Source organism: Ruegeria sp. CDSB022, assembly GCF_059611145.1.
Genome location: NZ_JBXWOZ010000003.1, coordinates 142,751 through 168,829 on the forward strand (window position 1 = coordinate 142,751; position 26,079 = coordinate 168,829).

Annotated in this window: 30 protein-coding genes; 12 read left to right on the forward strand and 18 right to left on the reverse strand. The window is 56.3% G+C overall.

Going from position 1 to position 26,079, the window contains the following annotated elements; all coding sequences use genetic code 11:
• Window positions 1-64: 64 nt before the first annotated feature.
• The 12 genes from AC2FIZ_RS08375 to mdh all read right to left on the reverse strand — a co-directional run bounded on the left by AC2FIZ_RS08375 (window position 65) and on the right by mdh (window position 11,754).
• Window positions 65-454, reverse strand: a complete 390-nt coding sequence (locus AC2FIZ_RS08375) for an MAPEG family protein (protein ID WP_142635462.1) — start codon at window positions 452-454, stop codon at window positions 65-67.
• Window positions 455-497: 43 nt separating this feature from the next.
• The gene (locus tag AC2FIZ_RS08380) at window positions 498-767 is read right to left on the reverse strand and encodes a hypothetical protein (RefSeq protein ID WP_142635953.1); all 270 of its coding nucleotides are present in this window, start codon (window positions 765-767) and stop codon (window positions 498-500) included.
• A 2-nt stretch (window positions 768-769) separates the two neighbouring features.
• Window positions 770-2,266, reverse strand: coding sequence for a 2-oxoglutarate dehydrogenase complex dihydrolipoyllysine-residue succinyltransferase (odhB, locus tag AC2FIZ_RS08385; protein ID WP_281995223.1), 1,497 nt, complete (start codon window positions 2,264-2,266; stop codon window positions 770-772).
• 2 nt (window positions 2,267-2,268) lie between these two features.
• Entirely contained in the window at window positions 2,269-5,226 is a 2,958-nt protein-coding gene (locus AC2FIZ_RS08390) for a 2-oxoglutarate dehydrogenase E1 component (RefSeq protein WP_282027250.1), read from the reverse strand.
• Window positions 5,227-5,263: 37 nt separating this feature from the next.
• Window positions 5,264-5,962, reverse strand: a complete 699-nt coding sequence (locus tag AC2FIZ_RS08395) for a sulfotransferase family 2 domain-containing protein (RefSeq protein ID WP_496790895.1) — start codon at window positions 5,960-5,962, stop codon at window positions 5,264-5,266.
• A gap of 57 nt (window positions 5,963-6,019) precedes the next feature.
• Entirely contained in the window at window positions 6,020-6,562 is a 543-nt protein-coding gene (locus AC2FIZ_RS08400) for a DUF805 domain-containing protein (RefSeq protein ID WP_425595585.1), read from the reverse strand.
• A 27-nt stretch (window positions 6,563-6,589) separates the two neighbouring features.
• Entirely contained in the window at window positions 6,590-6,838 is a 249-nt protein-coding gene (locus tag AC2FIZ_RS08405) for a hypothetical protein (protein ID WP_281972550.1), read from the reverse strand.
• Window positions 6,839-7,042: 204 nt separating this feature from the next.
• Window positions 7,043-7,924 carry a succinate--CoA ligase subunit alpha gene (gene sucD / locus AC2FIZ_RS08410; RefSeq protein WP_282027252.1) on the reverse strand — a complete coding sequence of 294 codons (882 nt, stop codon included), beginning with the start codon at window positions 7,922-7,924 and terminating at the stop codon, window positions 7,043-7,045.
• A gap of 2 nt (window positions 7,925-7,926) precedes the next feature.
• Window positions 7,927-8,427 (reverse strand): STM3941 family protein, encoded by a 501-nt coding sequence (locus AC2FIZ_RS08415; protein WP_281995219.1) that lies wholly within the window; start codon window positions 8,425-8,427, stop codon window positions 7,927-7,929.
• A gap of 36 nt (window positions 8,428-8,463) precedes the next feature.
• Window positions 8,464-9,657, reverse strand: a complete 1,194-nt coding sequence (gene sucC, locus AC2FIZ_RS08420) for an ADP-forming succinate--CoA ligase subunit beta (RefSeq protein WP_496790896.1) — start codon at window positions 9,655-9,657, stop codon at window positions 8,464-8,466.
• A gap of 216 nt (window positions 9,658-9,873) precedes the next feature.
• Window positions 9,874-10,722: a putative nucleotide-diphospho-sugar transferase gene (locus tag AC2FIZ_RS08425; RefSeq protein WP_496712148.1), complete on the reverse strand. Its 849-nt coding sequence runs from the start codon at window positions 10,720-10,722 to the stop codon at window positions 9,874-9,876.
• Window positions 10,723-10,791: 69 nt separating this feature from the next.
• Complete coding sequence (gene mdh, locus AC2FIZ_RS08430) at window positions 10,792-11,754, reverse strand: malate dehydrogenase (RefSeq protein ID WP_142635480.1); 963 nt, start codon at window positions 11,752-11,754, stop codon at window positions 10,792-10,794.
• Window positions 11,755-11,915: 161 nt separating this feature from the next.
• Between mdh and AC2FIZ_RS08435 the strand changes: the two genes are divergently transcribed.
• Window positions 11,916-12,671 (forward strand): sulfite exporter TauE/SafE family protein, encoded by a 756-nt coding sequence (locus AC2FIZ_RS08435; protein ID WP_271948427.1) that lies wholly within the window; start codon window positions 11,916-11,918, stop codon window positions 12,669-12,671.
• Here the strand turns inward: AC2FIZ_RS08435 and AC2FIZ_RS08440 are convergent.
• Complete coding sequence (locus AC2FIZ_RS08440) at window positions 12,668-12,967, reverse strand: hypothetical protein (protein WP_271948426.1); 300 nt, start codon at window positions 12,965-12,967, stop codon at window positions 12,668-12,670. The two genes, AC2FIZ_RS08435 and AC2FIZ_RS08440, sit on opposite strands and share 4 nt — an antisense overlap.
• Before the next feature lie 171 nt (window positions 12,968-13,138).
• Here AC2FIZ_RS08440 and AC2FIZ_RS08445 point away from each other — a divergent pair, with 171 nt between their 5' ends.
• From AC2FIZ_RS08445 to sdhA, 8 genes are all read left to right on the forward strand, one after another.
• A complete protein-coding gene (locus AC2FIZ_RS08445) occupies window positions 13,139-13,996 on the forward strand; it encodes an HpcH/HpaI aldolase/citrate lyase family protein (protein WP_281972544.1) in 858 nt (285 codons plus the stop codon).
• 6 nt (window positions 13,997-14,002) lie between these two features.
• Complete coding sequence (locus AC2FIZ_RS08450; protein WP_142635488.1) at window positions 14,003-14,557, forward strand: NnrU family protein; 555 nt, start codon at window positions 14,003-14,005, stop codon at window positions 14,555-14,557.
• A 12-nt stretch (window positions 14,558-14,569) separates the two neighbouring features.
• On the forward strand, window positions 14,570-14,776 hold the full coding sequence (locus tag AC2FIZ_RS08455) for a DUF1737 domain-containing protein (RefSeq protein WP_281972543.1): 207 nt from the start codon (window positions 14,570-14,572) through the stop codon (window positions 14,774-14,776).
• Window positions 14,776-15,804: a MaoC family dehydratase gene (locus AC2FIZ_RS08460; RefSeq protein ID WP_142635492.1), complete on the forward strand. Its 1,029-nt coding sequence runs from the start codon at window positions 14,776-14,778 to the stop codon at window positions 15,802-15,804. The genes AC2FIZ_RS08455 and AC2FIZ_RS08460 overlap by 1 nt, the downstream gene beginning before the upstream one ends.
• A gap of 50 nt (window positions 15,805-15,854) precedes the next feature.
• Window positions 15,855-16,517 (forward strand): DUF1194 domain-containing protein, encoded by a 663-nt coding sequence (locus AC2FIZ_RS08465; RefSeq protein WP_142635494.1) that lies wholly within the window; start codon window positions 15,855-15,857, stop codon window positions 16,515-16,517.
• A 199-nt stretch (window positions 16,518-16,716) separates the two neighbouring features.
• Window positions 16,717-17,100, forward strand: a complete 384-nt coding sequence (gene sdhC, locus AC2FIZ_RS08470; protein WP_142635496.1) for a succinate dehydrogenase, cytochrome b556 subunit — start codon at window positions 16,717-16,719, stop codon at window positions 17,098-17,100.
• Window positions 17,101-17,111: 11 nt separating this feature from the next.
• Window positions 17,112-17,483, forward strand: coding sequence for a succinate dehydrogenase, hydrophobic membrane anchor protein (locus tag AC2FIZ_RS08475; protein WP_142635498.1), 372 nt, complete (start codon window positions 17,112-17,114; stop codon window positions 17,481-17,483).
• A gap of 25 nt (window positions 17,484-17,508) precedes the next feature.
• Window positions 17,509-19,317, forward strand: coding sequence for a succinate dehydrogenase flavoprotein subunit (gene sdhA / locus AC2FIZ_RS08480; protein WP_281972542.1), 1,809 nt, complete (start codon window positions 17,509-17,511; stop codon window positions 19,315-19,317).
• 78 nt (window positions 19,318-19,395) lie between these two features.
• Here sdhA and AC2FIZ_RS08485 read toward each other — a convergent pair whose 3' ends face one another.
• Together AC2FIZ_RS08485 and AC2FIZ_RS08490 are read right to left on the reverse strand one after the other, a co-directional pair.
• Entirely contained in the window at window positions 19,396-20,262 is an 867-nt protein-coding gene (locus tag AC2FIZ_RS08485) for an FkbM family methyltransferase (protein WP_281995216.1), read from the reverse strand.
• Window positions 20,255-21,226, reverse strand: coding sequence for a glycosyltransferase family 4 protein (locus tag AC2FIZ_RS08490; protein ID WP_496790897.1), 972 nt, complete (start codon window positions 21,224-21,226; stop codon window positions 20,255-20,257). The genes AC2FIZ_RS08485 and AC2FIZ_RS08490 overlap by 8 nt, the downstream gene beginning before the upstream one ends.
• A gap of 254 nt (window positions 21,227-21,480) precedes the next feature.
• Here AC2FIZ_RS08490 and AC2FIZ_RS08495 point away from each other — a divergent pair, with 254 nt between their 5' ends.
• The 3 genes from AC2FIZ_RS08495 to AC2FIZ_RS08505 all read left to right on the forward strand — a co-directional run bounded on the left by AC2FIZ_RS08495 (window position 21,481) and on the right by AC2FIZ_RS08505 (window position 22,785).
• On the forward strand, window positions 21,481-22,260 hold the full coding sequence (locus AC2FIZ_RS08495; protein WP_281995214.1) for a succinate dehydrogenase iron-sulfur subunit: 780 nt from the start codon (window positions 21,481-21,483) through the stop codon (window positions 22,258-22,260).
• Window positions 22,261-22,396: 136 nt separating this feature from the next.
• Window positions 22,397-22,537, forward strand: a complete 141-nt coding sequence (locus tag AC2FIZ_RS08500) for a hypothetical protein (RefSeq protein ID WP_185956642.1) — start codon at window positions 22,397-22,399, stop codon at window positions 22,535-22,537.
• A 50-nt stretch (window positions 22,538-22,587) separates the two neighbouring features.
• On the forward strand, window positions 22,588-22,785 hold the full coding sequence (locus tag AC2FIZ_RS08505) for a hypothetical protein (RefSeq protein WP_142635508.1): 198 nt from the start codon (window positions 22,588-22,590) through the stop codon (window positions 22,783-22,785).
• Between the two features lie 39 nt (window positions 22,786-22,824).
• On the opposite strand, the gene deoD is transcribed toward AC2FIZ_RS08505, so the two are convergent.
• The 3 genes from deoD to AC2FIZ_RS08520 form a co-directional block, all read right to left on the reverse strand.
• Window positions 22,825-23,535 carry a purine-nucleoside phosphorylase gene (gene deoD / locus AC2FIZ_RS08510; RefSeq protein ID WP_281972538.1) on the reverse strand — a complete coding sequence of 237 codons (711 nt, stop codon included), beginning with the start codon at window positions 23,533-23,535 and terminating at the stop codon, window positions 22,825-22,827.
• A 17-nt stretch (window positions 23,536-23,552) separates the two neighbouring features.
• The gene (locus AC2FIZ_RS08515; protein ID WP_281995213.1) at window positions 23,553-23,870 is read right to left on the reverse strand and encodes an H-NS histone family protein; all 318 of its coding nucleotides are present in this window, start codon (window positions 23,868-23,870) and stop codon (window positions 23,553-23,555) included.
• 125 nt (window positions 23,871-23,995) lie between these two features.
• On the reverse strand, window positions 23,996-25,978 hold the full coding sequence (locus tag AC2FIZ_RS08520) for a protein meaA (protein WP_496790950.1): 1,983 nt from the start codon (window positions 25,976-25,978) through the stop codon (window positions 23,996-23,998).
• Between the last annotated feature and the right edge of the window lie 101 nt (window positions 25,979-26,079).

The window sequence follows — 26,079 nt, forward strand, 5'->3', positions numbered from 1 at the left end:
GTGGGGTCGGATGCGCTTGTCCGCGCAATGCACCCCCATTGAATAATCTATGCGGCAGCTCGAATCAAAACACAGCTGCCAACAGCATTGCAGTGGTCGCCAGCAGCCCGATCATCCAGATCACCGTACGCCATGGTGTCCAGCCAAATGCATAGGCCGGAACATAGGAAGCGCGTGCGATCAGGTAGACCCAACTACAGGCGGCAGTAAAAGCGCTGGATTGCCCCGAGGTCGTAATGACCAAAGATGCGATAGAGAACAAAACCAACCCTTCGGAATGGTTGCTAAGTGCACGGTGCAGACGTCCCATTGCAGCAGGTTTGTCAAACGGGGTATCACGAGGTCCCAACGCGTGCAGCACATCGACCTTACCGTGGCCAGAGATCAAATAGGCGACAAATTGAGCGACCCAAAGAAGGGCTGCCAGCGACAAGACGGTCAATTCCGTGGTCATTCAGTTTGTTTCCTCGCACTAGGAACGGATGCGATAAATCGGTTTAAACTGGCGTCAGAAGCTTCACCTGAATATGCGCGATCCCGCCACGTTCGTGATGCATGGCCAATTCCTCGGAATCAAAGAAACTCAGGGCCTTTTCAAGATCAACCACCTCAAACATTGCAACGGCATGATCACGCTGATCGGGGTCTTTCCAGATGTGGAGGTCGCGGATACCCGCGGCCTCCCGCATTGGCTTGTCTTCGCGAAACACTTTCAGCCAGACATCAAAATCAGCAACGTCAGCCTGCCAGAGAACATGAGTTGCCATGGTCATAGATCCATCAGCAAGCGGCGTGGATCTTCCAGTGCCTCTTTCACGCGCACTAGGAAGGTCACAGCACCTTTGCCGTCCACGATCCGGTGGTCATAGGACAGAGCCAGATACATCATCGGGCGGATCTTGACCTCACCGTTGATGGCCATCGGACGGTCCTGAATCTTGTGCATACCAAGAATACCCGACTGCGGCGGGTTCAGAATCGGCGAGGACATCAGCGAGCCATAGACGCCGCCGTTCGAGATGGTGAAGGTGCCGCCCTGCATCTCTTCCATGCTCAGCTTGCCGTCACGGGCGCGCCTGCCCTTTTCGGCGATTGCCTTTTCGATCGCGGCAAATGACATCGAATCCGCATCACGGATGACCGGAACAACAAGACCGGTCGGCGTGCCCGCGGCGACACCCATATGCACAAAGTTCTTATAGACAATATCGGTGCCATCAATCTCGGCATTCACTTCGGGCACTTCTTTCAGTGCATGACAGCAGGCCTTGGTGAAGAAGGACATAAAGCCCAGACGGACGCCGTGCTTCTTCTCGAACTGGTCCTTGTACTGGTTACGCAGGGCCATCACCTCGGTCATGTCCACCTCGTTATAGGTGGTCAGCATGGCGGCGGTGTTCTGGCTGTCTTTCAGGCGCTTGGCGATGGTCTGGCGCAGACGGGTCATGCGCACGCGTTCCTCGCGGCTGGCATCCTGTGCGGCAACGGGTGCGCGTGGTGCTTGGGCCGCTGGTGCAGGTGCCGCCGCTGCGGCCGCCGGGGCGGCGACTGCCTTGGCCACATCTTCCTTCATGATACGTCCGTCGCGTCCGGTTCCCGTGACCTGATCGGCGGACAGGCCAGCCTGGGCCATGGCTTTTTCGGCCGAAGGCGCGTTGGCTATGTCTTTGCCACCACCATCGCTGCTGCCCGCCGCAGGTGCTGCCGGAGCGGCTACTGCCCCTGCTGCTGAACCCGAGATCACCGCCAGCTTGGCTGCGGCGTCTACAGTTGCGCCTTCAGGGGCAACGATTTCTGCCAGAACACCCGCCGCAGGGGCGGGAACCTCGACCGAGACCTTGTCGGTTTCCAGCTCACACAGCATCTCGTCCTGTGCGACGCTGTCACCGACCTGTTTGAACCAGGTCGAGACCGTCGCTTCGGTCACGGATTCGCCCAGCGTGGGCACCATCACATCAACGCTGCCGCCCGAGGCTGCCGGTGCTGCGGCAGGCGCAGGTGCGGCGGCTGGGGCCGGGGCGGCACCTTCTCCGGCGACGATTGTTGCCAACAGGGCATTGACGCCTACGGTTTCGCCTTCGGCGGCGACAACCTCACCCATCACGCCAGCGGCGGGCGAGGGGACCTCGACCGTGACCTTGTCGGTTTCAAGCTCGCACAGCATTTCATCGACCGCGACTGCATCACCGGGTTTCTTGAACCAGGTGGCAACGGTGGCTTCGGTAACGGATTCGCCCAGCGTGGGAACACGAACTTCAATGGACATCATTACTTTCCTTCAATGCTCAGCGCTTCGTTCACCAGCGCTTCTTGTTGGGCTTTATGTTGGCTGGCCAGACCCGTTGCAGGCGAGGCCGAGGTGGCGCGGCCGACATAGACCGGGCGGGTATTCTTGGCGCCGATCCGGGTCAGGACCCATTCGATATTGGGTTCGATAAAGGACCACGCCCCCTGGTTCTTGGGCTCTTCCTGACACCAGATGATTTCGGCTCCCTTGAACCGTTCCAGTTCATTGATCAGCGAATGCGCGGGGAACGGATAGTACTGTTCGATCCGCATCAGATAGACATCGTCGATGCCGCGCGCGTCACGCTCTTCCAGCAGGTCGAAATAGACCTTGCCGGAACACATCACGACCCGTTTGATTTTGTCATCCTTGACCAGGGTTGTGTCCGAGTTACCCTTTTGCGCGTCGTCCCACAGCACCCGGTGGAAGCTGGAGCCGGTGGTGAAATCCTCGGCCGTGCTGATCGCCAGCTTGTGGCGCAACAGCGATTTCGGTGTCACCAGGATCAGCGGCTTGCGGAAGGTTCTGTGCAGCTGACGGCGCAGGATGTGGAAGTAGTTCGCAGGCGTCGTGCAGTTGGCTACGATCCAGTTGTCCTGACCACACATCTGCAGAAAACGTTCCAGACGCGAGGACGAGTGTTCAGGCCCTTGCCCTTCGAACCCGTGCGGCAGCAGGGTCACCAGACCGGACATGCGCAGCCATTTGCTTTCGCCCGAGCTGATGAACTGATCGAACATGATCTGCGCACCGTTGGCGAAATCGCCGAACTGCGCCTCCCACAGGGTCAGAGCGTTGGGTTCAGCCAGGGAAAAGCCGTATTCAAAGCCCAGAACCGCGTATTCCGACAGCATCGAGTCGATCACCTCATATTGTGATTGACCAGCCCGGATGTTGTTCAGTGGATAGTACCGCTCTTCAGTTTCCTGATTGATAAAGCCGGAATGGCGCTGGCTGAACGTACCGCGCGTTGCGTCCTGTCCCGACAGGCGAACTGGATAGCCTTCGGTCAGCAATGATCCAAAGGCCAGTGCCTCACCCGTGGCCCAGTCAAAGCCTTTGCCGGTTTCGAACATTTGCTTTTTGTGGTCCAGCAGGCGGCCGACAGTTTTATGGAGTGCAAATCCCTCGGGGGCCCGGGTTAGCGATGCGCCAACCTCGGCCAGGGTTTCTGGTGCAATCGCAGTATCGCCGCGAACATATTCGTCTTTGTTCTTATCCAGATGCGCCCAACGCCCGTCCAGCCAGTCGGCCTTGTTGGGCTTATAGTCTTTGCCGGCTTCGAACTCATCATTCAGATGGGCCTGGAAGGCGGCTTTCATATCTTCGATCTCGCCTTCGGGGATCAACCCGTCCTTGACCAGCCGTTCCGTGTATAGTGACAGCGTGGTCTTATGGGTCTTGATCTTCTTGTACATGATCGGGTTGGTGAACATGGGCTCGTCGCCCTCGTTATGCCCGAACCGGCGATAGCAGAATATATCCAGAACCACGTCCTTGTGGAACTTCTGGCGAAACTCGGTCGCAACCTTGGCTGCGTGTACCACCGCCTCGGGGTCGTCGCCATTCACGTGGAAGATCGGGGCTTCAACCATCAGTGCGATATCTGTGGGATAAGGGCTGGAGCGCGAGAAATGCGGTGCAGTGGTAAAGCCGATCTGGTTGTTCACCACGATATGCATGGTGCCGCCGGTCCTGTGACCGCGCAGGCCGGACAGGCCGAATCCTTCGGCAACGACACCCTGACCGGCAAAGGCCGCATCGCCATGTAGCAGAATGGCCATGACTCTGGTCCGGTCGGTGTCGTTCAATTGATCCTGCTTGGCGCGGACCTTGCCCAGAACAACCGGGTTCACCGCCTCAAGGTGACTCGGGTTGGCGGTCAGCGACAGGTGGACGCTGTTGCCGTCAAATTCACGGTCGCTTGAGGCACCAAGGTGGTATTTCACATCGCCCGAGCCATCCACGTCCTCAGGCTTGAAGCTGCCCCCCTGGAATTCGTTAAAGATGGCGCGGTATGGCTTGGCCATTACATTCGCTAGAATGTTCAGACGTCCGCGGTGTGGCATGCCGATGACAATATCGCTTAGGCCTAGGGCCCCGCCGCGTTTGATGATCTGTTCCATCGCGGGGATCAATGCTTCGCCGCCGTCCAGACCAAAGCGCTTGGTGCCCATGTATTTCACGTGCAGGAACTTTTCGAACCCTTCGGCCTCGACCATCTTGTTCAGGATGGCCTTGCGGCCCTCTTTGGTGAACGCGATTTCCTTGCCATAGCCTTCGATCCGTTCCTTCAGCCAGGCAGCCTCTTCCGGGTTCGAAATATGCATGTATTGCAGCGCGAAGGTGCCGCAATAGGTGCGTTTCACGATCTCGACGATCTGGCGCATGCTGGCCATCTGCAGGCCCAGCACGTTGTCGATAAAGATCGGGCGATCCATATCGGCATCGGTAAACCCATAAGTCTTGGGGTCCAATTCCGGATGCGTGCTGGCAGCCCGCATGCCCAACGGGTCCAGATCGGCGGCCAGATGACCCCGAATACGATAGGCCCGGATCAGCATCAGCGCCCGCAGACTGTCCAAAACTGCGCGTTTAATCTGGTCTTCGCTGACGGCAACACCTTTGCCGGCGGCTTTTTCCTTGATCTTCTTGCCCGCCGCCTTGGCGTCGATCTCGGCCCATTCGCCAGTCAACGCACCGGTCAGATCATCCGTCGGCATCGGCGGCCAGTCGGACCGCGCCCACGAAGGCCCCTCGGCCTCGCGCTGGACATCAGGCGAGGCGTCGCCCATGGCCTTGAAGAACTCGGCCCAGGCGGCATCCACCGCGCCGGGGTTCTTGGTATACTGGGCGTAGAGCTGCTCCAGATATTCGGCATTATGCCCCTGCATAAAGCTTGAGGCGTGGAAGGCAGAGTTGGGCGAATGTTCGGTCATTGTAGGACCTCAAATGCGATTTCGGATTTGGTAGGATTTAGTCTTGCGGATCTTCGGGGTAGTTTCCGGCCTCGAATACCCAGGTCATTCTTCGTCGAACGATGTCTATCGTATCTGCGTCGAAATAATCGGGCACTGGAATGCCTTTTCGTCGTTCGGCCATCGACTTTTCGTGCGGCAATTCAAAGCTGTCTTCCGGCAACCCAAAGGAGCGATAAATCTCTTTCAGATCTGACTGCAGGTTTTCCTTGCGGACGAACTTGTCCACGATCAGCTTGTTGTTGATCGAGACTGTCTCCCAGTTATTGCCCCAGGCCTTTGACCGGATGAACTCTTTGAACTGAGCAATTTCGGTCTGCGGGTCTTCCGAGGGAAATCCTTGCTGATGTTTCCGAAAGTGGTAGTCGGATACAGCACGATCGAAAGGATTTCGTACGTTGGCGATCTTTGTATAGGAATCAAAGGTCTTTGACCCAAGATTGGCTCGAACCTGTTTCGCAGGCATATGGTTGCGCCATGCGTATTTGCGCCAAAACTGCCATTTTGGCCGGACCAAACCTGCAGTTTTCCCACGAGCACCGACAATACCGTATTTCGATACGCGGATTTGCCCATTTTCAAGCCGCGGAAGACCGGGTTCTTCGCATAAAGGCTGTAGCGCTATCTCGGTAGAGGTTCCCGCAGTCTTCGTCGTCTTGAGATAGATGAATTTGTGCTCATGGCAAACCAAAACCATGTCAGATGGCCTTTCTGGCCACAGGGGCCGCTTGTAGAGAGTTTACGCTCAGCAGGTTCATTGAGGGACCTCTGAAGGATTGGGACCGTATTGGTTGGTGCCTGGCTGGCTGGGGCGGGTCAGCCACCATAGGACCAGGAGGGGCGACACAAACAGGATCAGAAGCGTCGGAATGACGATCAACAGAGTGGCGCGGGTGAACAGGATGTCCAGATTGCCGCCATGCTGGAAATGCGAGGCGAGGCCGATGCCAAAGACCATCACGGCCCCGGCGCCAAAGAACAGCAGGATTGGCAGCAGCGCATACAGCCCGCTGCGCCCGGTATCATGCATCCGCCGCCAGGCGACGGCCAGATGCGGGAAGAACACGATTAGACCAACAATACCCTGCACAGGCTGCGAAGACGTGACGGACACGGATCTGGACGTCTCGGTTTCAGTCACAGCGACTTGCGTGAAGAACTGCGCGTCGATGATCCCGGCGATGATGCTCCAGATCAGGATGAACAGGAAAAAGAACCAGTATTCGGGCCGCGAGGCTCTCCCTGAGAAGGTGAAGAACTTGGCGAAACAGGTGCGGATGGCGTCAGAGAAGGTCATGGTTGTTGTTTGGCTCATGCCTTGCCCCTAATTTTGGACCGGGCAGTCGAAAACTGACTGGCGGCGTTCAAATAGCAGAAGTGAGCTGCCGACCGAAGTATCGGAAACAAGTCTAGCGGATCCTTCAAATTGCGAGCACCAAAAATCGGCAGCTGCTTGCAACTCTTCATCGTCGACACGAATGCTCAAATAAGTAAATGAGATGTGGTCATCGCCCAATGTTTTTGTCGAGCCACCTGTGACGCCAGGAATGGCGCGAACGATGAATTGATCCATCGGTGCTTCACTAGATGCGTCGGCGCTGGCTAGGTTACCTAAGCAGGCGACCGCTACAACGAGTCCTGCCCAGCGGCATCGCCGGGCAGCGTCCGTCCACCCCGTTTTGCCGAAGGCAAACCAAAGAATTGACGGGCAGGTGCTTCGCACCCACCCGCAGTTGGGCGCCGCCCTCAGCTCATATGGGCAACAGGGAGTCACAGCTCACCCGATCGCTTCCAACACAGCCTCGCCCAGCTGTGCCGGGCTTTCGGCCACGACGATACCGGCTGCGCGCATGGCTTCGATCTTGTCCTCGGCGCCGCCCTTGCCACCGGCGACAATCGCTCCCGCGTGGCCCATGCGGCGGCCCGGAGGGGCTGTGCGGCCAGCGATGAAACCCGCCGTCGGTTTTGAGCGCCCCTTCTTGGCCTCGTCCGCCAGAAACTGCGCGGCTTCTTCTTCGGCCGAGCCACCGATCTCGCCGATCATGATGATCGATTGGGTCTCGTCATCGGCCAGGAACCATTCCAGCACGTCGATATGCTCGGTACCCTTGATCGGGTCGCCGCCGATGCCCACACAAGTGGACTGACCCAGACCCACATCGGTGGTCTGTTTGACGGCCTCATAAGTCAGGGTCCCCGAACGTGACACAACGCCGACCGAGCCGCGCTTGTGGATGTGGCCGGGCATGATGCCGATCTTGCAGGCGTCGGGCGTGATCACACCGGGGCAGTTCGGGCCGATCAGGCGTGACTTGCTGCCCTCTAGAGCGCGCTTCACCTTCATCATGTCCAGAACCGGGATGCCTTCGGTGATGCAGACGATCACTTCCATCTCGGCATCAATCGCTTCGAGGATCGAGTCTGCCGCAAAGGGCGGGGGCACATAGATCACGCTGGCGTTGGCTTCGGTCACATGCTTGGCCTCGTGGACCGAGTTGAATACGGGCAGGTCAAGATGGGTCATCCCGCCTTTGCCGGGGGTCACGCCGCCAACCATCTTGGTGCCATAAGCAATGGCCTGTTCGCTGTGGAATGTGCCCTGCGAGCCGGTAAAGCCCTGACAGATCACTTTGGTATTTTCGTCGATGAGGACTGCCATTTTTAGGAGTCTCCTTGATTATGTACATTCGTGGTCTTGGCCGTCGATTGGTAGGCCGAGTGCGCGTTGAAGACTGCGCGATACACCTGATCGAAGTTGGGCTTCAAAAGGGTTGCTCTGAACTTCAACTGGTTTCGCCCAGCCCAGAACTTCCGCCGCGCGGAAGCCTCTGGTGAAAAGTTAAGGACAACGTAGCTATTCAAACCAACAGTCTTCGTAGAAATGGAAGCAATGTCTGCCCAAGGTATCTCGGTTAAAGATTTTGGAAAGACGGTGATCCCCGTGTCTGAGATGCAGCAGAGCTTTTTGGGAAATCTAATCAAATTGATGATCTCCTTGATGCCAAACCAGCCAAAGACCAATGCAGCAAACCAACCAGAAAGGTACGCCTTTGTCGGTTTGTGAAAAGTATCAGAGGTCTCAACCATCCAGATACCGCCAACAAAGAAAAGTACGCAAATTCCGAGCAAGAGCGCGGTTTCATCTTTTGAACGCTCAAACACGATAGGTTGCTGATTGGTTTGGCTTTTGGACAATTTTCAGCCCTTAACCGCCTTCACGATCTTCTCGGCACCGTCTTTCAGGTTGTCCGCCGCGATCACGTCCAGGCCAGAGGTGTTGATGATCTCTTTGCCCTTCTCGACATTCGTGCCTTCAAGACGCACAACCAGCGGAACTTTGAGGCCGACTTCTTTCACCGCGGCGACAACGCCCTCGGCAATAACGTCACAGCGCATGATGCCGCCGAAGATGTTGACCAGAATGCCTTTGACCTGCGGGTCCGAGGTGATGATCTTGAACGCTTCGGTCACTTTCTCTTTGGTGGCACCGCCACCCACGTCGAGGAAGTTGGCAGGCTCGGCGCCATACAACTTAATAATGTCCATTGTCGCCATCGCCAGACCGGCACCATTCACCATACAGCCGATCTCACCATCCAGCGCGATGTAGTTCAGGTCGTACTTAGAGGCTTCCAATTCCTTGGGGTCTTCCTCGGTCGTGTCGCGCAGCTCGGCAATATCCGGATGGCGGTAGACCGCGTTACCGTCAAAGCCGACCTTGGCGTCCAGCACTTTGAGGTCGCCCTTGTCGGACACGATCAGCGGGTTGATTTCCAGCATCTCCATGTCCTTCTCGACGAAGGCAGCGTACAGCTGGCTCATCAGTTTGACGCACTGTTTGACCTGCGCGCCCTCCAGGCCCAGCGAGAAGGCGATGCGGCGGCCATGATAGGGCTGATAGCCTGTGGCTGGGTCAACCGAGAAGGACAAGATTTTCTCAGGCGTGGCTGCGGCCACCTCTTCGATATCCATGCCGCCTTCGGTCGAGCAGACGAATGAGATGCGGCTGGTCTGGCGGTCTACCAGCAGGGCCAGGTACAGTTCGCGTTCGATGCCGGAACCGGCCTCGATATAGATGCGGTTGACCTGTTTGCCCGCAGGACCGGTCTGATGCGTGACCAGTGTGCGGCCTAGCATCTTTTTTGCTTCTTCAGAGGCTTCTTCCACCGACTTGGTCAGACGGACACCGCCCTTTTCACCGGCATCGGCCTCTTTGAAAGAGCCCTTGCCACGGCCACCCGCGTGGATCTGTGCTTTGACAACCCACAATGGGCCATCCAGTTCACCGGCTGCGGTTTTGGCTTCCTCGGCGCGCAGGACCGCGCGACCGTCGGAAACCGGGGCGCCATAGCTGCGAAGAAGCGCTTTGGCCTGATATTCGTGAATGTTCATCGAAACTGTCCCGTCTGACTACGATTGACCGATATAGGCGTGTCTAAGGGGTAAGTTTAAAGGCTTTTTTGATGTTGAGTAGGTTTTTCACGAAGATTTTCATTATTTGTGATCACAGCTTTTCAGGGTGTGATCACAAAACTTGAGCTGGTATTGAGCGTTGATTCGGCAGGAAATTCACCCAATAGAATATGACGTTTTCAAGCTAGCGCTAACCTATCCGCGTCTGAGGCGGACGATACCCTTTTTCACAGACATCACCAGTTTGCGCAGTTTGCCCAACAAGCCTTTGTCGGCCAGTGGTCGGACCTTTTTCGACGCGCCGGGCGTGAGCTGTGCGTCGGCTTCGATAAGGCTGTTGATATGACGTTCGAGATCGGGCCCTACCAAACCGGCGACAGTTCTAGCGCTGTCCAGCCGCTTGTCATGACGGCTGTGAAATTTGTAGTGATGCAGCAGGCGCGGGGCGCTGTGCAGAAAACCAAACATCTCGGCCTGACGATAATCGAGGAAGTTGTACTCGGGTGGCAGAACTGCCAGTCGCAACGCGCTGGCAAACAGCTTTTCGCGGATCAGCGCCTGATCTGAGGTCAGGTTTTCCGAGATGATAGTCTCTTGTACATCTCGCAGGAAATCCAGCACTGCGTCCGAAGTGCGAATTCCAACCAGCCCGCCATTGAGATGGGGAAATGCGTTGGGCAGCGGAGTTTTCCAAACACGTTGCGCATGGGCCGAGTTGCGCAAAGGGTCATGGACCATCGCGATATCAAACTGCTCTAGGACGGTGAAGATATCCGACATATCTGCCAGACAGCGCACATCGGCATCCAAATAGACCGTCTTTTCGAACCGGGACCGCACAAGGCTTTCGAACTTGGGTCGGAACCAGCTTTTGTCCAGCATGTGGATTTGGTCAAACACTTCTGTTCCCGGGATGTTTTCGAGGTCGGTGAACAGGTCGACCGGTACATCCGGCATGGCGACCTTTAACGACCGAGCCGCTGCCACCGCTGTTTCGATGTAATCCTTACCGCTTGCGGCAATGACAAATCCCTGAGACGACATGGCAATCTTCCAAAAAATGACCCGGCCCACCATGGGTGAGCCGGGTCCTGTTTAACCGTATAAGACGGATCAGGCCAGAGAGCTGTCGATGCCTTTGCATGCTTCGATCAGGCCCTTCACGGCGTTGACCGAATTGTCGAAACCGGCCTGCTCTTCTTCGTTGAGCTTGATGTTGACGATACGCTCGATACCGCCTGCGCCGATCACGGTGGGGACGCCGACATACATGCCTTCGACACCCAGCTCTCCGTCGCAATAAGCGGCGCAGGGCAGGACACGTTTCTGGTCTTTCAGATAGGCTTCGGCCATTTCGATTGCCGATGTGGCAGGCGCATAGAAAGCCGAACCTGTTTTCAGCAGGCCAACGATTTCAGCCCCGCCGTCTCGGGTGCGCTGCACGATTGCGTCCAGTTTCTCTTGTGTGGTCCAGCCCATCTCGACCAGATCGGGAAGCGGGATGCCCGCAACGGTAGAATAACGAACCGAAGGAACCATGGTGTCGCCGTGGCCACCCAGAACAAAGGCAGTGACGTCGCGCATGGACACGTTGAATTCTTCCGACAAGAAGTGGGCAAAACGGCCTGAGTCCAGAACGCCCGCCATGCCGCAGACCTTGTTGTGCGGCATGCCCGAGAATTCACGCAGAGCCCAGACCATCGCGTCCAGCGGGTTGGTGATGCAGATGACAAAAGCATCGGGCGCGTTGGCGGCGATGCCTTCACCGACCGACTTCATGACTTTCAGGTTGATGCCCAGCAGGTCATCACGGCTCATGCCTGGCTTGCGTGGGACACCTGCGGTGACGATGCAAACGTCGGCGCCTGCGATGTCCTCGTAGGACTGGGTGCCTTTCAGCTTGGCGTCGAACCCTTCGGAAGGGCCGGATTCTGCGATATCCAGCGCCTTGCCTTCCGGAGTGCCCTCGGCGATGTCGAACAGCACGACGTCACCGAGTTCCTTCATTGCTGCGAGGTGGGCGAGCGTGCCGCCGATCTGACCTGCGCCGATCAGCGCGATCTTGGGTCTGGCCATTTGGAAAATCTCCGGTCGGTATTGAAATCGCGGTTTTGCTAGTCCTAAAACCGGCGCTGCGCAAGCCTTCTGCGGCGCGGCATGCCACCGCATACCGTTTGCATGTCTCCTACCGATTGCGCTAAACCGCCTGTGACTCATGCATATTTACGGGACGCCGCATGTTCGAGATGGACCTGATGTTTTTTGCCGTGGCGATCCCTGCTGTGATCTTCGCCGGCATCTCGAAGGGTGGGTTCGGCTCGGGGGTGGCGTTTGCCGCGTCATCGATTCTGGCACTGATCCTGACACCGGGACAGGCGCTTGCACTGATGTTGCCAATTCTGATGGTAATCGACGTCGCTACGCTGGGCCCCTATTGGAAACGCTGGAGCTGGCCGGATTCACGCCTGCTGATCGTGGGGGCAGTGCCGGGTGTGGCTGTGGGCGCCTGGCTGTATCGCGCCACGAATGACGACCTTCTGCGCCTGCTGATCGGAGGGATTTCAGTGGGGTTCGTGATCTGGCATGTGGCCCAGAGAAAGGGCTGGATCCGCGGCTTTGCCAATCGCCTGCCGCCATTTGCGGGAATTCTTGCGGGGTTGGTCGCCGGATTCACCAGCTTTGTCAGTCATGCGGGCGGCCCACCCGCCGCCGTCTATCTGATCTCGCAGCGTCTGTCTAAAACCGAGTTTCAGGCGAGCACAGTGCTGGTCTTCTGGGTCATCAATGTCGCTAAATTCATTCCGTATGCCTATCTGGGTCTGTTCACATGGCACACTGCGCTGGCCGACTTGTTGCTGGCTCCATTTGCCGTGCTTGGTGCATGGCTAGGTGTGCGCGCGCATTTCATGATATCCGAACGCCTGTTCTTCGGTATTGCCTACGTTTTGCTGATGCTGACCGGAACAAAACTGATCTGGGAGGCCCTGAGCTAGACATTGGGCGGCAGTGCTTCGGCCATATCTTCGTAGGACTGGCCCGAAGCCACAAGGCAGGTCATTCCATCCGGTAATGTCACCGTAATAGTCCAGCTTCCGCTTTGATCAGAGGCAAAGACTTCCATCACCGCACCTTGTCGGGCGATGCCAATGCTCTTACGCGTTTCGCCATAAGTCTCGGCCAGTCGAGTTATGACCTCGTCGCGGGGGGCGCAGCTTTGAGCCTGCACCTGCTGGGCGGCCAGAACCATGATACCCAGCCCCATTGTCATATTGAACAGCGTCTTGCTCATCGGTGAACCCTTTTGATTGCGATCTGCCAAGACGGTGACCGGTGCAGACCGAAATACGGTTAAAGGAACGCACGTTGCGTCGTTAATGCTGCGGTGCGGCAAGTTTGCGCTTGAACTTTCCTGCAGAAAATGCCCCATTCTGCGCAACATTATTTCAAGAGGCCGAAGCCAATGGACTCCCGTCAGCGACCCTACCGTTCCGTATTGTACATTCCCGGTTCCAAAGACCGGGCGTTGGACAAGGCCCGCAACCTGCCTGTTGATGCGGTTATTTTTGACCTCGAAGATGCGGTCGCGGCGGACGAAAAAAACAACGCGCGTGAAACGCTGGGGGCTGCCTTGGCTGCTGGCGGTTATGGGGCGCGGGTCAAGATCGTACGAATCAATGGCCTGGATACCGAATGGGGCCGGGCCGATGCCCTAGCCGTGCGGGACATGGACGTGGATGTGGTTCTGCTGCCCAAAGTGAATTCTGCCGCAGATGTGGATGCGTTGGCCGCAATAACCGGTGATCTGCCGATATGGGCCATGATGGAGACGCCGCGCGGGATGCTGAACGCCGCCGAAATTGCCGCGCATCCGCAGATGGCGGGCTTCGTCATGGGCACCAACGATCTGGCCAAGGAATTGCAGACACGGTTCCACCCAGACCGCCTGCCGTTGCAGACGTCGCTGGGCCTGTGCCTGTTAGCCGCCAAGGCTGAGGGGCTGATCATCGTCGATGGCGTCTATAACGCCTTCAAGGACAGCGAAGGCCTGGCGGCCGAATGCGCGCAGGGCCGCGATATGGGCTTTGACGGCAAGACCCTTATCCATCCCGCACAGGTCGATGTCACCAACGACGCCTTCGCCCCATCGGATGAGGAAATCGATCTGGCCCGCCGCCAGATCACCGCGTTTGAAGAGACCGAAGCACAAGGGCAGGGCGTCGCGGTCGTCGATGGCAAGATCGTGGAAAACCTGCACGTTGCAACCGCCCGTGAAATTCTGGCAAAAGCAGAGGCGATTTCAGCTTTGCAAGCGGGGTAAGCCAGCATGGGCTTTGTTCTTCTGATTCTTGGTGTGGCGCTCTGGTGGGCCGCACATCTGTTCAAACGCGTGATGCCGGACCAGCGCGCGGCGATGGGCAAAGGCGGTGCGGGCGCGGTGGCGCTGGCGCTGCTGGCGTCAATCCTGTTGATGATCTTCGGTTATCGCATGACCGATTTCATCCCAATCTGGTCGCCGCCGACCTTTCTGATCCACGTCAACAACCTGCTGGTGCTGATCGCCATCTATATGATGAGCCCCGCAGGCCAAAAGGGTCGTTTGCTGAACAAGCTGCGTCACCCGATGCTGGGCGGCATGAAGCTCTGGGCCTTTGCGCATTTGCTGGTCAATGGTGATCTGGCCTCAATCGTCCTGTTTGGCGGCTTGCTGGCCTGGGCGGTGGTCGAAGTGATCGTGATCAACAAATCCGAGCCGGACTGGACACCGGGCGAGCCGGGCACTTACGGCAAGGATGCGATGTTCTTTATCGCGTCGATCGTTCTGCTGGGCATTATCGGCTATATTCACGGGTTGGTCGGCCCGTCGCCGTTTGGTTCATAAAGGTTTGACAACATGGCAACACTCTATCGTCTGCTGACCGAGGAAGACACCGCAGCCTTCTGTCACAAAGTGTCGGACGCGCTGGCAAAAGGGTGGGAGCTGTATGGCGACCCGTCCTATGCCTTTGACACTGCAAACAACGTGATGCGTTGTGCGCAGGCCGTGACCAAAGAGGTTGCGGCCGACTATTCCCCTGAAATGAAACTGGGACAGCAATAATGGCAAAGACCAATCCGGGCCGTTTCTTCGAGGATTATTCTGTAGGGCAAGTGCTGCACCACGCGGTGCCTCGCACCGTGACCGATGGCGAACGGGCGTTGTATCATGCGCTCTATCCGGCGCGTCATGCTCTGTATTCCTCGGATGAGTTCGCCCGGAATTGTGGCCTGCCGCAAAGCCCGATTGATGATCTGGCGGCGTTTCACGTGGTGTTTGGCAAGACTGTCCCTGATGTATCGCTGAATGCAGTGGCCAATCTGGGCTATGCTGAGGGGCGTTGGCTGAAGCCGGTTTATCCCGGCGATACGCTGCGGTCGGAATCCGAAGTGATTGGGGTCAAGCAGAACTCGAACGGAAAAACCGGTGTGGTGTGGGTGCGAACCCGTGGCCTGAACCAGCGCGATGAGGTGGTTATTGAGTATGTCCGCTGGGTGATGGTGCGCAAATCGAACCCTGACGCGCCCGCCCCGGACACGGTGGTGCCCGAGTTGAAACAGGCGCTGGAGCCTCAGGATCTGGTAGTGCCACAAGGGCTGAACTTTTCCTCCTATGAATTTGTTCAGGCCGGTGAAGCGCATCGGTGGGGCGATTACGCGATTGGTGAAAAGATTGATCATGTGGACGGCGTCACGGTGGAAGAAGCCGAGCATATGCTGGCCACGCGGCTTTGGCAGAACACTGCCAAGGTTCATTTCGATCTGACCTTCCGCCCCGAAGGCCGTCTGATCTATGGCGGGCACGTGATCTCGATGGCGCGGACCCTGTCGTTCAATGGATTGGCAAATGCGCAGATGATCGTCGGGTTGAACGGTGGCGCCCATGCCAACCCTTGCTTCTCAGGCTATACCATTAAGGCCTGGTCTGAGGTGCTGGACAAAGCCGAAACTGGCATCCCCGGCGTTGGGGCGGTCCGGTTGCGGCTGGTCGCCACGAAGGGTGGAGAGCCATTCGAGTTGAAAAATGACGATGGCCGATATCTGCCCAACGTTCTGTTGGACCTCGACTACTGGGCTTTGATGCCAGTCTGACCCCACATTCATTTGAACGCAGCCTGCAATATTCGTGCTAGGCTGCAACCATGTCTCTGCTTCGCTCTTTCGTCGCCTGTTTCTTTCTGGCCCCGACCGCCGAGGCGTGTGATCTTGCTTTGGCTCTGGCCGTTGATGTCTCGGGATCGGTGGATTCGAACGAATACCGCATACAAATGGACGGCCTGGCCGCTGGATTGCGTGACCCCATCGTCTCCGAGGCGCTGGTGCGCGGGAATGCGCGGTTGATGCTGGTCCAATGGACCGGAGCCTCTCGTCAGAAGGTGACGATCCCCTGGACACATATGGATAGCTTTGAAGCCATAGATAGCTTCGCCAGACAGGTGGCTGCGGATGCCAGAGTCTGGCGCAATTTTTCGACTGCAATCGGTGAGGCGCTTGAGACCACAATGTCCAGTTTCAGCGAGGTAACCGAATGCAAACGGCACCTGATTGATATTTCGGGTGATGGGGTTTCCAACGAAGGGGTTGAACCGTCCGAGATTCACGATGTGTTGCGTGGGAAAGGTGTCACGGTAAATGCCATCGCCATCGAGGAAAGCGAACCCGACTTGACGGCCTATTTCTTTGAGAACGTCATTGTAGGTGAGGGAGCGTTTGTCGTTTCGGCGGCCGGGTTCGAGGATTATCCGGCCCGCATCCGAAAGAAACTGTTGCGGGAAGTGACCCAGCAAACGGCCGGTCTGAAATAAGTGTGGCAGGGATTCGGAGCTGCAGGCGCTAACATCTGTTTCGTCTTATTTGATTTGTGATCACAAGAATATTTTGTGTGATCACTTTATCGCTTAATCTGTCATTTTGCGCGAATTCTGAGCTTTTTTGCAGCTGCAGCACGTGACAGTGTCGCAAAAACCAGTAAAACCTTCGGAAGCCAACCGAAAAGGAGCCGCCATGAGCGATGTAAATCGGGGCAACCGCCCGCTCTCACCGCATATCCGCATCTACCGCCCACAGATGACGTCTCTGTCATCGATCATGGTTCGGATGACTGGATTGGCCGTGTTCGCAATCGCAGCACTTGTGGTGTGGTGGTTGTTGGCGGCGGCAACCTCTGAGGCGGCCTTTGCAGGCATAGACGGATTTCTGCGCAGCTGGTTCGGTGATCTTGTCATGACCGGAGCGGCCTGGGGTTTGTGGTACCACACATTGGGCCGCTTGCGTCATGTCTTTTGGGATTTCGGCTACTGCCTGGATGTTGATCTCTCTGAAAAGCTGGGATGGGGCATGTTCGTTGGTGCCACGATCCTGACCATCATCACCGTTCTTGTGGTTTAAGGAGACGTTCGATGCGATACCTGACTGACCGTAAACGCGCCGAGGGTCTGGGAGCGGGCAAATCCGGAACCCAAACACATTGGAACACAATGGTCCGGGCCATGATCCTGACCGTTCTGATTCCTCTCTTCATCTTCACATTTGGTGCCGGTCTGGGCGGAACCTACGAAGAGGTTCTGGCTTATTTCAGTCGTCCCTTCCCGGCGATCGTATGCGCGCTGACACTGATCGTTGCCCTGTTGCAGCTGATGTACGAAGCGCAGGAGGCCATCGAAGACTATATCCATGGTGTCGCCGAAAAAGTGACGCTGGTTGCGATGTGGGCGTTTGGCTACACGCTGATGGTTGCGGGGCTGTTCGCCCTGGTGAAACTCGCCCTGTGATGATGCGCGGTAAGGAATAAGAACAATGACAGCAGCATATGAATACGAAACCCACGAATACGACGTCGTTGTCGTAGGCGCAGGTGGTGCAGGTCTTCGCGCAACGCTGGGTATGGCGGAACAGGGTCTGCGTACGGCATGCGTGACCAAGGTGTTCCCGACCCGCTCGCACACGGTTGCCGCGCAGGGCGGCATCGCGGCGTCGCTGTCGAATATGGGTCCTGACCACTGGCAGTGGCATATGTACGACACGGTCAAGGGCTCGGACTGGCTGGGCGACACCGACGCGATGGAATACCTCGCACGTGAGGCACCCAAGGCGGTCTATGAGCTAGAGCATTACGGTGTGCCCTTCAGCCGGACCGAGGAAGGCAAGATTTATCAGCGTCCCTTTGGCGGCCACACCACCGAATTTGGTGAAGGCCCCGCGGTTCAGCGGACCTGTGCCGCTGCTGACCGGACCGGCCACGCAATCCTGCACACGCTCTATGGTCAGTCGTTGAAAAACAATGCTGAGTTCTACATCGAATATTTCGCCATCGACCTGATCATGTCCGACGACGGACAGTGTCAGGGTGTCGTCTGCTGGAAGCTGGACGATGGCACCATGCATGTCTTCAACGCCAAGATGGTGGTGCTGGCGACCGGCGGCTATGGCCGGGCGTATTTCAGCGCCACTTCGGCCCATACCTGCACCGGTGACGGTGGCGGTATGGTGGCCCGCGCGGGTCTGGCGCTGCAGGATATGGAGTTCGTTCAATTTCACCCGACCGGCATCTACGGCTCGGGCTGTCTGATCACCGAAGGTGCGCGGGGTGAGGGCGGGTACCTGACCAATTCCGAAGGCGAACGGTTCATGGAGCGCTATGCGCCTCAGTACAAAGACCTGGCACCGCGCGACTATGTCTCGCGCTCAATGACTATGGAAATCCGCGAAGGGCGCGGTGTGGGTGCAGAGGGCGACCACATCCACCTGAACCTTAGCCACTTGCCTGCCGAGGCTTTGGCCGAGCGTCTGCCGGGTATTTCCGAAAGCGCCAAGATCTTTGCCGGTGTGGACGTGACCAAAGAACCGATCCCGGTTCTGCCGACCGTGCATTACAACATGGGCGGTATCCCGACCAACTATTGGGGTGAAGTTCTGAACCCCACCGCCAAGGACCCCACCGCCGTGGTCCCCGGTCTGATGGCCGTGGGTGAGGCGGGCTGCGCCTCGGTCCATGGGGCGAACCGTTTGGGCTCAAACTCGCTGATCGATCTGGTGGTCTTTGGCCGCGCGGCGGCGATCCGGGCCGGCAAGGTTGTGGATTCCGATAGCGCCAACCCGGTTCTGAACCAGGGGTCGGTCGACAAAGCCTTTGATCGCTTTGACACCGTCCGTAACGCAAGCGGAGCGATCCCGACCGCCGATCTGCGGCTTGAGATGCAAAAGACCATGCAGGCTGACGCGGCCGTATTCCGCACCGCCAAAACCATGGCCGAAGGCGTTGAAAAGATGACGGCGATTGCCGCCAAAATGGACGACCTGAAAGTCACCGACCGCTCGTTGGTCTGGAACAGCGATCTGATGGAAACGCTGGAACTGACCAACCTGATGCCAAGTGCGCTGGCCACCATCGTCGGTGCCGAAGCGCGTAAGGAAAGCCGTGGTGCCCATGCGCATGAGGATTTCAGCGAACGCGACGACAAAAACTGGCGCGTTCACACGGTGTCCCGCGTGGACGGTAATAAAGTGAACCTCAGCTATCGCCCGGTGATCGTCGATCCGCTGAGCACCGAAGCAGAAGGCGGAATCAGTCTGAAGAAAATCGCGCCCAAGGCGCGGACTTTCTGATGTGATTGGGCAGTCCGCGACCAACCACCGGACTGCTCAAATTCTATGGGTCAGTAATATCTGTACTTAGCCAATCGGCTATGGCGAGATGAATGTTTCAATGTACTGATTCACATCGGCTTCAGAGATTTCCTGACGCTGTGCCAATATGTCGAGAATTTTCAGGCTGACATCTGTGAACCCAAAAACACCTTCGGTTAGAATTGCCAGTCGCTTTAGTATCTGGCTGTTCAGCTCTGCAGGATCAGACAAGTCCCTGAGATAGATAATGTCCCCGTCCAGCATTTGTGTCGATTCAAAGTCCGAAAGAACTCCCGACCATTTCGATACGACCAGCCTGTTCTCGATATGCGCAAAACTATGGGGCAAAAACCCCAATTTTCTGAGAAATGTGTCAACCTCGCCAAAACCTGGCTGATTCTCGTACAATGGAAAAAACGATACTTCGGTCTGTATAGCGGCGACATTTTTCAGCGTGTTTTCCGCCGAGGTAAACACCGAAAGTTCGGCACCCTGAATGTCAATTTTCAGAAAATCCACTGGACCCAAACCTGCGATATCATCCAGCCGCTGGGTTTGCATCTCCATACTGCCAATTTGCCTTGCAGCATTGCGTAGGCCACGTAGGTAAAAAAGTGTTTTTTCCCTTATTTTCAGCAAGGATGTCAAACCCGAGCCCTTGTAGATATTCAACAAGGCCGGTTTGCCGTCTCCGACTGCAAAGTTGAAATACTCTTCATTTGCACCTTTATTGCGGACGACCTCTTTCATCGTGTCTTCCTGAGGTTCAAAACCGACGACATTGCAGAGGTCGTTCTTTAGCAAATCACGGTAAGGGGCGTCATGGCGCATTGGATTGGCGCCAATATCGGCAATGCGTACAAAACTGGTCAAATCCAGAAGATTGTACAAAGCAGAAATGCGGGCGCTGAAAAGATTATCCATTTCTTAGAACCGTAAGCGCTTCGGCCAACTTGCGGCTGATCCGCTCTGGCGCGCGTTCCTGAGCGAATTCGAAGCACGCCCTACGTTTTTCAGCGAGTTCTGAATCGGACATTTCCATCACCTTCATCATCATGCGGATCAGGCCTCGTGGGTTTTGTGCCGGATACAGTAGATCATGACAGGATTCCGGGGTCGTCTGCCGGTGGGGTTCAATGTCCGGAGCGACAACTGGCAAGCCGAAGGTCATGGCAAGCATTGCGGTTCCAGAGGTGAAGGTTTGTGTAGATGGCAAAACATAGGCGTGAGCTTGGGAAAAAACACTCGGAATAGCCTCATCTTCTACGCGTTCGCCTATCACGGTTACGTTTGAAATGGCGTCCAGCCGTCGTACCAATCGCCGACTGGGCCGAAAGACTCGGCCTACCACTGACATATGAAAGTCGAAACCCCTGTTGGTTAGCTTCCGGATGGCGAAATGAAGCCGGTCCAACTCGCGGTTTCCGCGCATCGCGCCAAATGTCAAAAAATGGGTCTGATTGCGTGGTTGCATCAGGCGTGCAAGCGTGATTTCGGCGCTTTCATAAACGCCTAGATAGCTTGGGTGAGGGATCAGGCAAATCTTATTCGGTTCCGCGTCATATTGGGCGATCATATGTTGCCGCGCATATGGGGTATGGACATGGATCATATCGACCAGCTCTGCCAACTTGCGTCGCGCTGCGTGAAATCCATCGTTGCCCTCACGCGCTGAATGCGCGGCGCGATTGTGAATGGTCCAGATGACGCGACCACCGTTTGATTTATACAGCTCAAGTCCCGACACGGCATCTTGAAACAGGGCGTTGTTCGCGGGATCTTCACCATCCTTGATCGGAAACAGCCTGTCATCCCATTGGATATGCAGGATTCCGTGTTCGGTCTGAAATTCTGGTTTCGCAATCTCTGCAAAGTTCAGCTGTTTCATTGCAGCTAGAGAAAACTCTGGCTCGCATGCGCTGTACATCATGTTTTGATAGGGGTTTTTGGTGCCGTAGGGAATATTCAATACTCGTGTCTGCATACGGCACTCAGCTTTTGCTTTCTCGGGTGCAGACTCCATGCACATAAGCTCAATGTAAAGGTGAAATCACCCATCTTTATTGACTGTTTTCAAGGCTAAATGGTTGGCTTTCGCACTTGCAGCGTGTATCTATACACGGGAATTTAGCGAGGTCGGAAATGGTACAACTCACCCTGCCAAAAAATTCTCGGATTACCACCGGAAAGACATGGCCCAAGCCAGAGGGCGCGACGAATGTGCGCAAGTTCCAGATCTATCGCTGGAATCCTGACGACGGTCAAAATCCCCGGGTGGATACCTATTTCGTCGATATGGACAGCTGCGGTCCGATGATTTTGGATGCGCTGATCAAGATCAAGAATGAGATCGACCCAACCTTGACCTTCCGCCGGTCTTGTCGCGAGGGCATTTGTGGGTCCTGTGCGATGAATATCGACGGGATCAACACGCTGGCCTGCATCTATGGCATGGATGAGATCAAGGGCGATGTGAAAATCTATCCTTTGCCCCATATGCCTGTGGTCAAGGACCTGATTCCGGACCTGACCCATTTCTATGCCCAGCACGCCAGCATCATGCCCTGGCTAGAAACCAAGACCAACCGGCCGGCGAAAGAGTGGAAGCAATCCATTGAAGACCGCAAAAAGCTGGATGGTCTTTATGAATGCGTGATGTGCGCCAGCTGCTCGACCTCGTGCCCAAGTTATTGGTGGAATGGCGATCGCTATCTTGGCCCGGCGGCTCTGCTGCATGCATATCGTTGGATCATTGACAGCCGAGATGAGGCAACTGGTGAGCGCCTGGATGAGTTGGAAGATCCGTTCAAGCTGTATCGTTGCCACACGATCATGAACTGCGCCAAAACCTGCCCGAAGGGTCTGAACCCTGCAAAGGCAATCGCCGAGATCAAAATGATGATGGTCGAACGCACGGTGTGAGGCGGGCTTGATCCATGTGCCTGCTGTGTTGCGGCAGGTGCAATTCCCATTTGCAAGAATATATGGTGTGAACGCCTGCAGCCTGTCCTATGTTTGGCTCAGGGAGGAGTGATTATGTCACAATGGGATCACTCCGATGAGAACCAAAACCAACTCCGCTGATGCCGCCGAAGCCCTGGAATTGCTGGAACAGGCATGGGCCTATTATACGCCAGAAACGGTAATCCCCACTTCAGAGCGGATGCCAGAGCTGTTCGAATACGCAAATGCTGCCTGATCTGCGATTGCAGGGCTTGAAAACAACCGACTGATCAGCAAAGCAGGAGAATGCCTGTTTTTCTTCTGCTTCTTGCCGCCGCCGTATTCGCCTATTTTCTGTGGCGCGCCCGTACTTCGTCACTGACGCGTGAATGCCGTTGGCGCCAGCACCGAAAAGAAGGGCAATGGGTCTGTTCGTTTTGCGGTGCTCAGACCGATGGGGCGGAAAGCCCCAAGCAGTGTTTAAAGGGATCGACCGGTGGATAGCCGATGCGGGACAGGGTCGACCCTGCCCCAACCCGTTTTCTAAGCCTTTGGAAACGCCGCCTGAAGTGCGATCTCAACCATGTCGCCAAAGCTGCTTTCACGTTCGGACGATGGCAGAGCTTCTCCTGTCAGCAAGTGGTCGGAAACGGTCAGCACGGCAAGGGCCCGGCACTTGTGGCGCGCGGCCAGGATGTAAAGTTCGGCGGCTTCCATTTCGACGCCCAGAATGCCGTGACGCACCATCTGTTCGTTCAGATCGGGACGTTCATCGTAGAACACATCCGAGGAATAAATCCCGCCAACATGAGTTGGTGTTCCTTTGTTTGCCGCAGCCTCAAAGGCGGCCTGCAACAGGCTCCAATCCGCGCAAGGTGCAAAGTTGAGCTCTTTCATGATCCCCCGAGACGGCGTGCTGAGCGTGGTCGAAGTCATCGCCAAAATGACATCACGAATGTTCACACTGTCCTGCATCCCGCCACATGACCCAATACGGATCAAAGTTCTGGCGCCAAAATCGCGGATCAATTCATTCACGTAAATTGACAGCGAGGGCATTCCCATACCGCTGCCTTGAATCGTGACCGGATTACCTTTCCAGGTTCCGGTGAAGCCCAACATGCCACGCACGTCATTCACCAGTTTGGCGTTATCCAGAAAAGTTTCTGCCGCCCATTTTGCCCGGTAAGGATCACCGGGTAAAAGAACTGTTTCAGCGATTTCGCCTTTTTCAGCGCCTATATGAATCGTCATTTCGTTATCAATTCCATTCAGATTTCCATATCCGAAATATCCGCTCCGGCTTTCAAAGCTTCGTGTACCCAATGCGGCTTGCGACCGCGCCCCGACCAGGTTTGATCGTGGTTGGATGGATTTCGGTATTTTGCTTTTGTTTTCGAAATCTTAAGAGATTTCGAGGACCCATCAGAAAGTTCGGAAAGGGAAAACCCAAATTCCGCTGCGGCTTTCTGAGCAGCTTTCAAAGCCTCTTTCCTATCACGTCTTTCGGCTGCTTTCAGCGCCACATCTACATTGGCACGCAATTCCAACAGTTCATTGCGCGTCATCTTTTCGAGATTCATTCCCATTTACATTCCCCTGATGTTACCGAATTACAATGTCCCCGAAGAGTCACCGTAGTTCTAAAAGCATCCATTATCTATCCCTTTTGAGAAGGCGATAGATACGGGGAAAATGGGTGGCAAATCGGCGGTTATTCAGCGGCCAGGTTTTGCGGATCAACCAAGGAAACTATGTCGCCCATGATTGCATTCAACTCGAAGTTTTTTGGCGTGTAGATTTTGGCCACACCCATCGCTTTGAGTTTTTCAGCATCGTCATCAGGGATAATGCCACCGACAACAACAGGAACATCGTTCAGGCCCGCCTCGCGCAGACGGTTCAGAACGTCCTGAACCAACGGTATGTGACTGCCGGACAGAATCGACAGGCCGATCACATGGGCTTTGTCCTCGATTGCGGCGGCCACAATTTCCTCGGGTGTCAGACGGATGCCGTCATAGCTGATGTCCATACCGCAATCGCGGGCGCGGAAGGCGATCTGTTCAGCGCCATTTGAATGGCCGTCCAGACCGGGTTTCCCGACCAGGAATTTCAGGCGACGTCCCAGCTTGTCACTGACCGCGTCAACGGCCGAGCGCAAGTCCTCCAGCCCTTCGGTTTTGTTTGAGACCGAGCCGGAAACGCCGGTCGGGCCGCGATATGTGCCATAGACTTTGCGCATCTCTTCGGCCCATTCGCCGGTGGTGACGCCAGCCTTGGCGGCGACGATAGACGGCTCCATTACATTCGCACCGGATTGTGCGGCCTCACGCAAAGCGGCCAGCGCTGCTGCAACTGCCGCGCCATCCCGTTCGGTGCGCCATTCGTTCAGGCGGTTGATCTGTTCCTGCTCTACTGCCGGATCAACGACCATGATGCCGCCGTCTTCGGTTTCCAGGGGTGAGGGCTCGCCCTCGACCCATTTGTTCACGCCGACCACAATGGTCTCGTTGCGCTCGATCCGGTTGAGGCGCTCTGCATTGGAATCGACCAAACGGGACTTCATGTATTCGATCGAAGCGACGGCACCCCCCATCGAATCCAGGTTCGCCAGTTCGGCCCGCGCGCCCTGTTTCAATTCTTCGACTTTGGCGTCTACGGCCGGGTTGCCGTCGAACAGATCGCCATATTCCAGCAGGTCGGTTTCATAGGCCAGAATCTGTTGCATCCGCATCGACCATTGCTGATCCCAGGGCCGCGGCAATCCCAGCGCCTCGTTCCAGGCGGGCAATTGCACCGCACGGGCGCGGGCCCTTTTCGACAGTGTTACGGCCAGCATCTCAATCAGGATGCGGTAGACATTGTTTTCAGGCTGCTGCTCGGTCAGACCCAGCGAGTTTACCTGAACGCCATAGCGAAAGCGGCGGAATTTGGGATCCTCAACGCCATAGCGTTGTTGCAAAATCTCATCCCAAAGGTCGACAAAAGCCCGCATTTTGCACATTTCGGTAACAAACCGTATGCCGGCGTTCACAAAGAACGAAATCCGGCCACACAGCGCCGGAAAATCCTCGGCCGGTACCCGTGGGCGCAACTCATCCAGAACTGCAATCGCTGTTGCCAAGGCGTAGGACAGTTCCTGCTCGGGCGTCGCGCCAGCCTCTTGCAGGTGATAGGAACAGACGTTCATCGGGTTCCATTTTGGCACGTTGGTATAGCAATACTCGGCCACGTCGGCGATCATCTTCAGCGACGGTTTCGGCGGGCAGACATACGTTCCGCGGCTCAGGTATTCCTTAATCAGATCGTTCTGAACCGTGCCCTGCAGTTTAGAGACATCAGCGCCCTGTTCCTCGGCAACCGCTATATAGAGCGCCAGCAACCAAGGAGCCGTGGCGTTTATCGTCATCGACGTGTTCATCTGTTCCAACGGGATCTGGTCGAACAAAACCCGCATGTCGCCCAGATGGCTGATCGGCACACCCACTTTACCAACCTCGCCGCGTGCCAGCGTGTGATCGCTGTCATAGCCGGTTTGCGTCGGCAGATCGAAGGCCACTGACAGACCCGTCTGACCCTTGGCCAGATTCCCGCGATACAGCGCGTTGGACGCTTTGGCGGTGGAATGACCGGCATAGGTTCGGATGAGCCAGGGGCGATCTTTCTGCGTCTGCGTCATAACTGGGCCTCGTATTGCGGGTGGGCAAGAAAATTACGTTCATGGGTTCTAAAGCGCAATTTTCGGGACATGTCAATTCGCTGCGCCGCGGCATTTCCGGTTGTGCCGATTGTGGG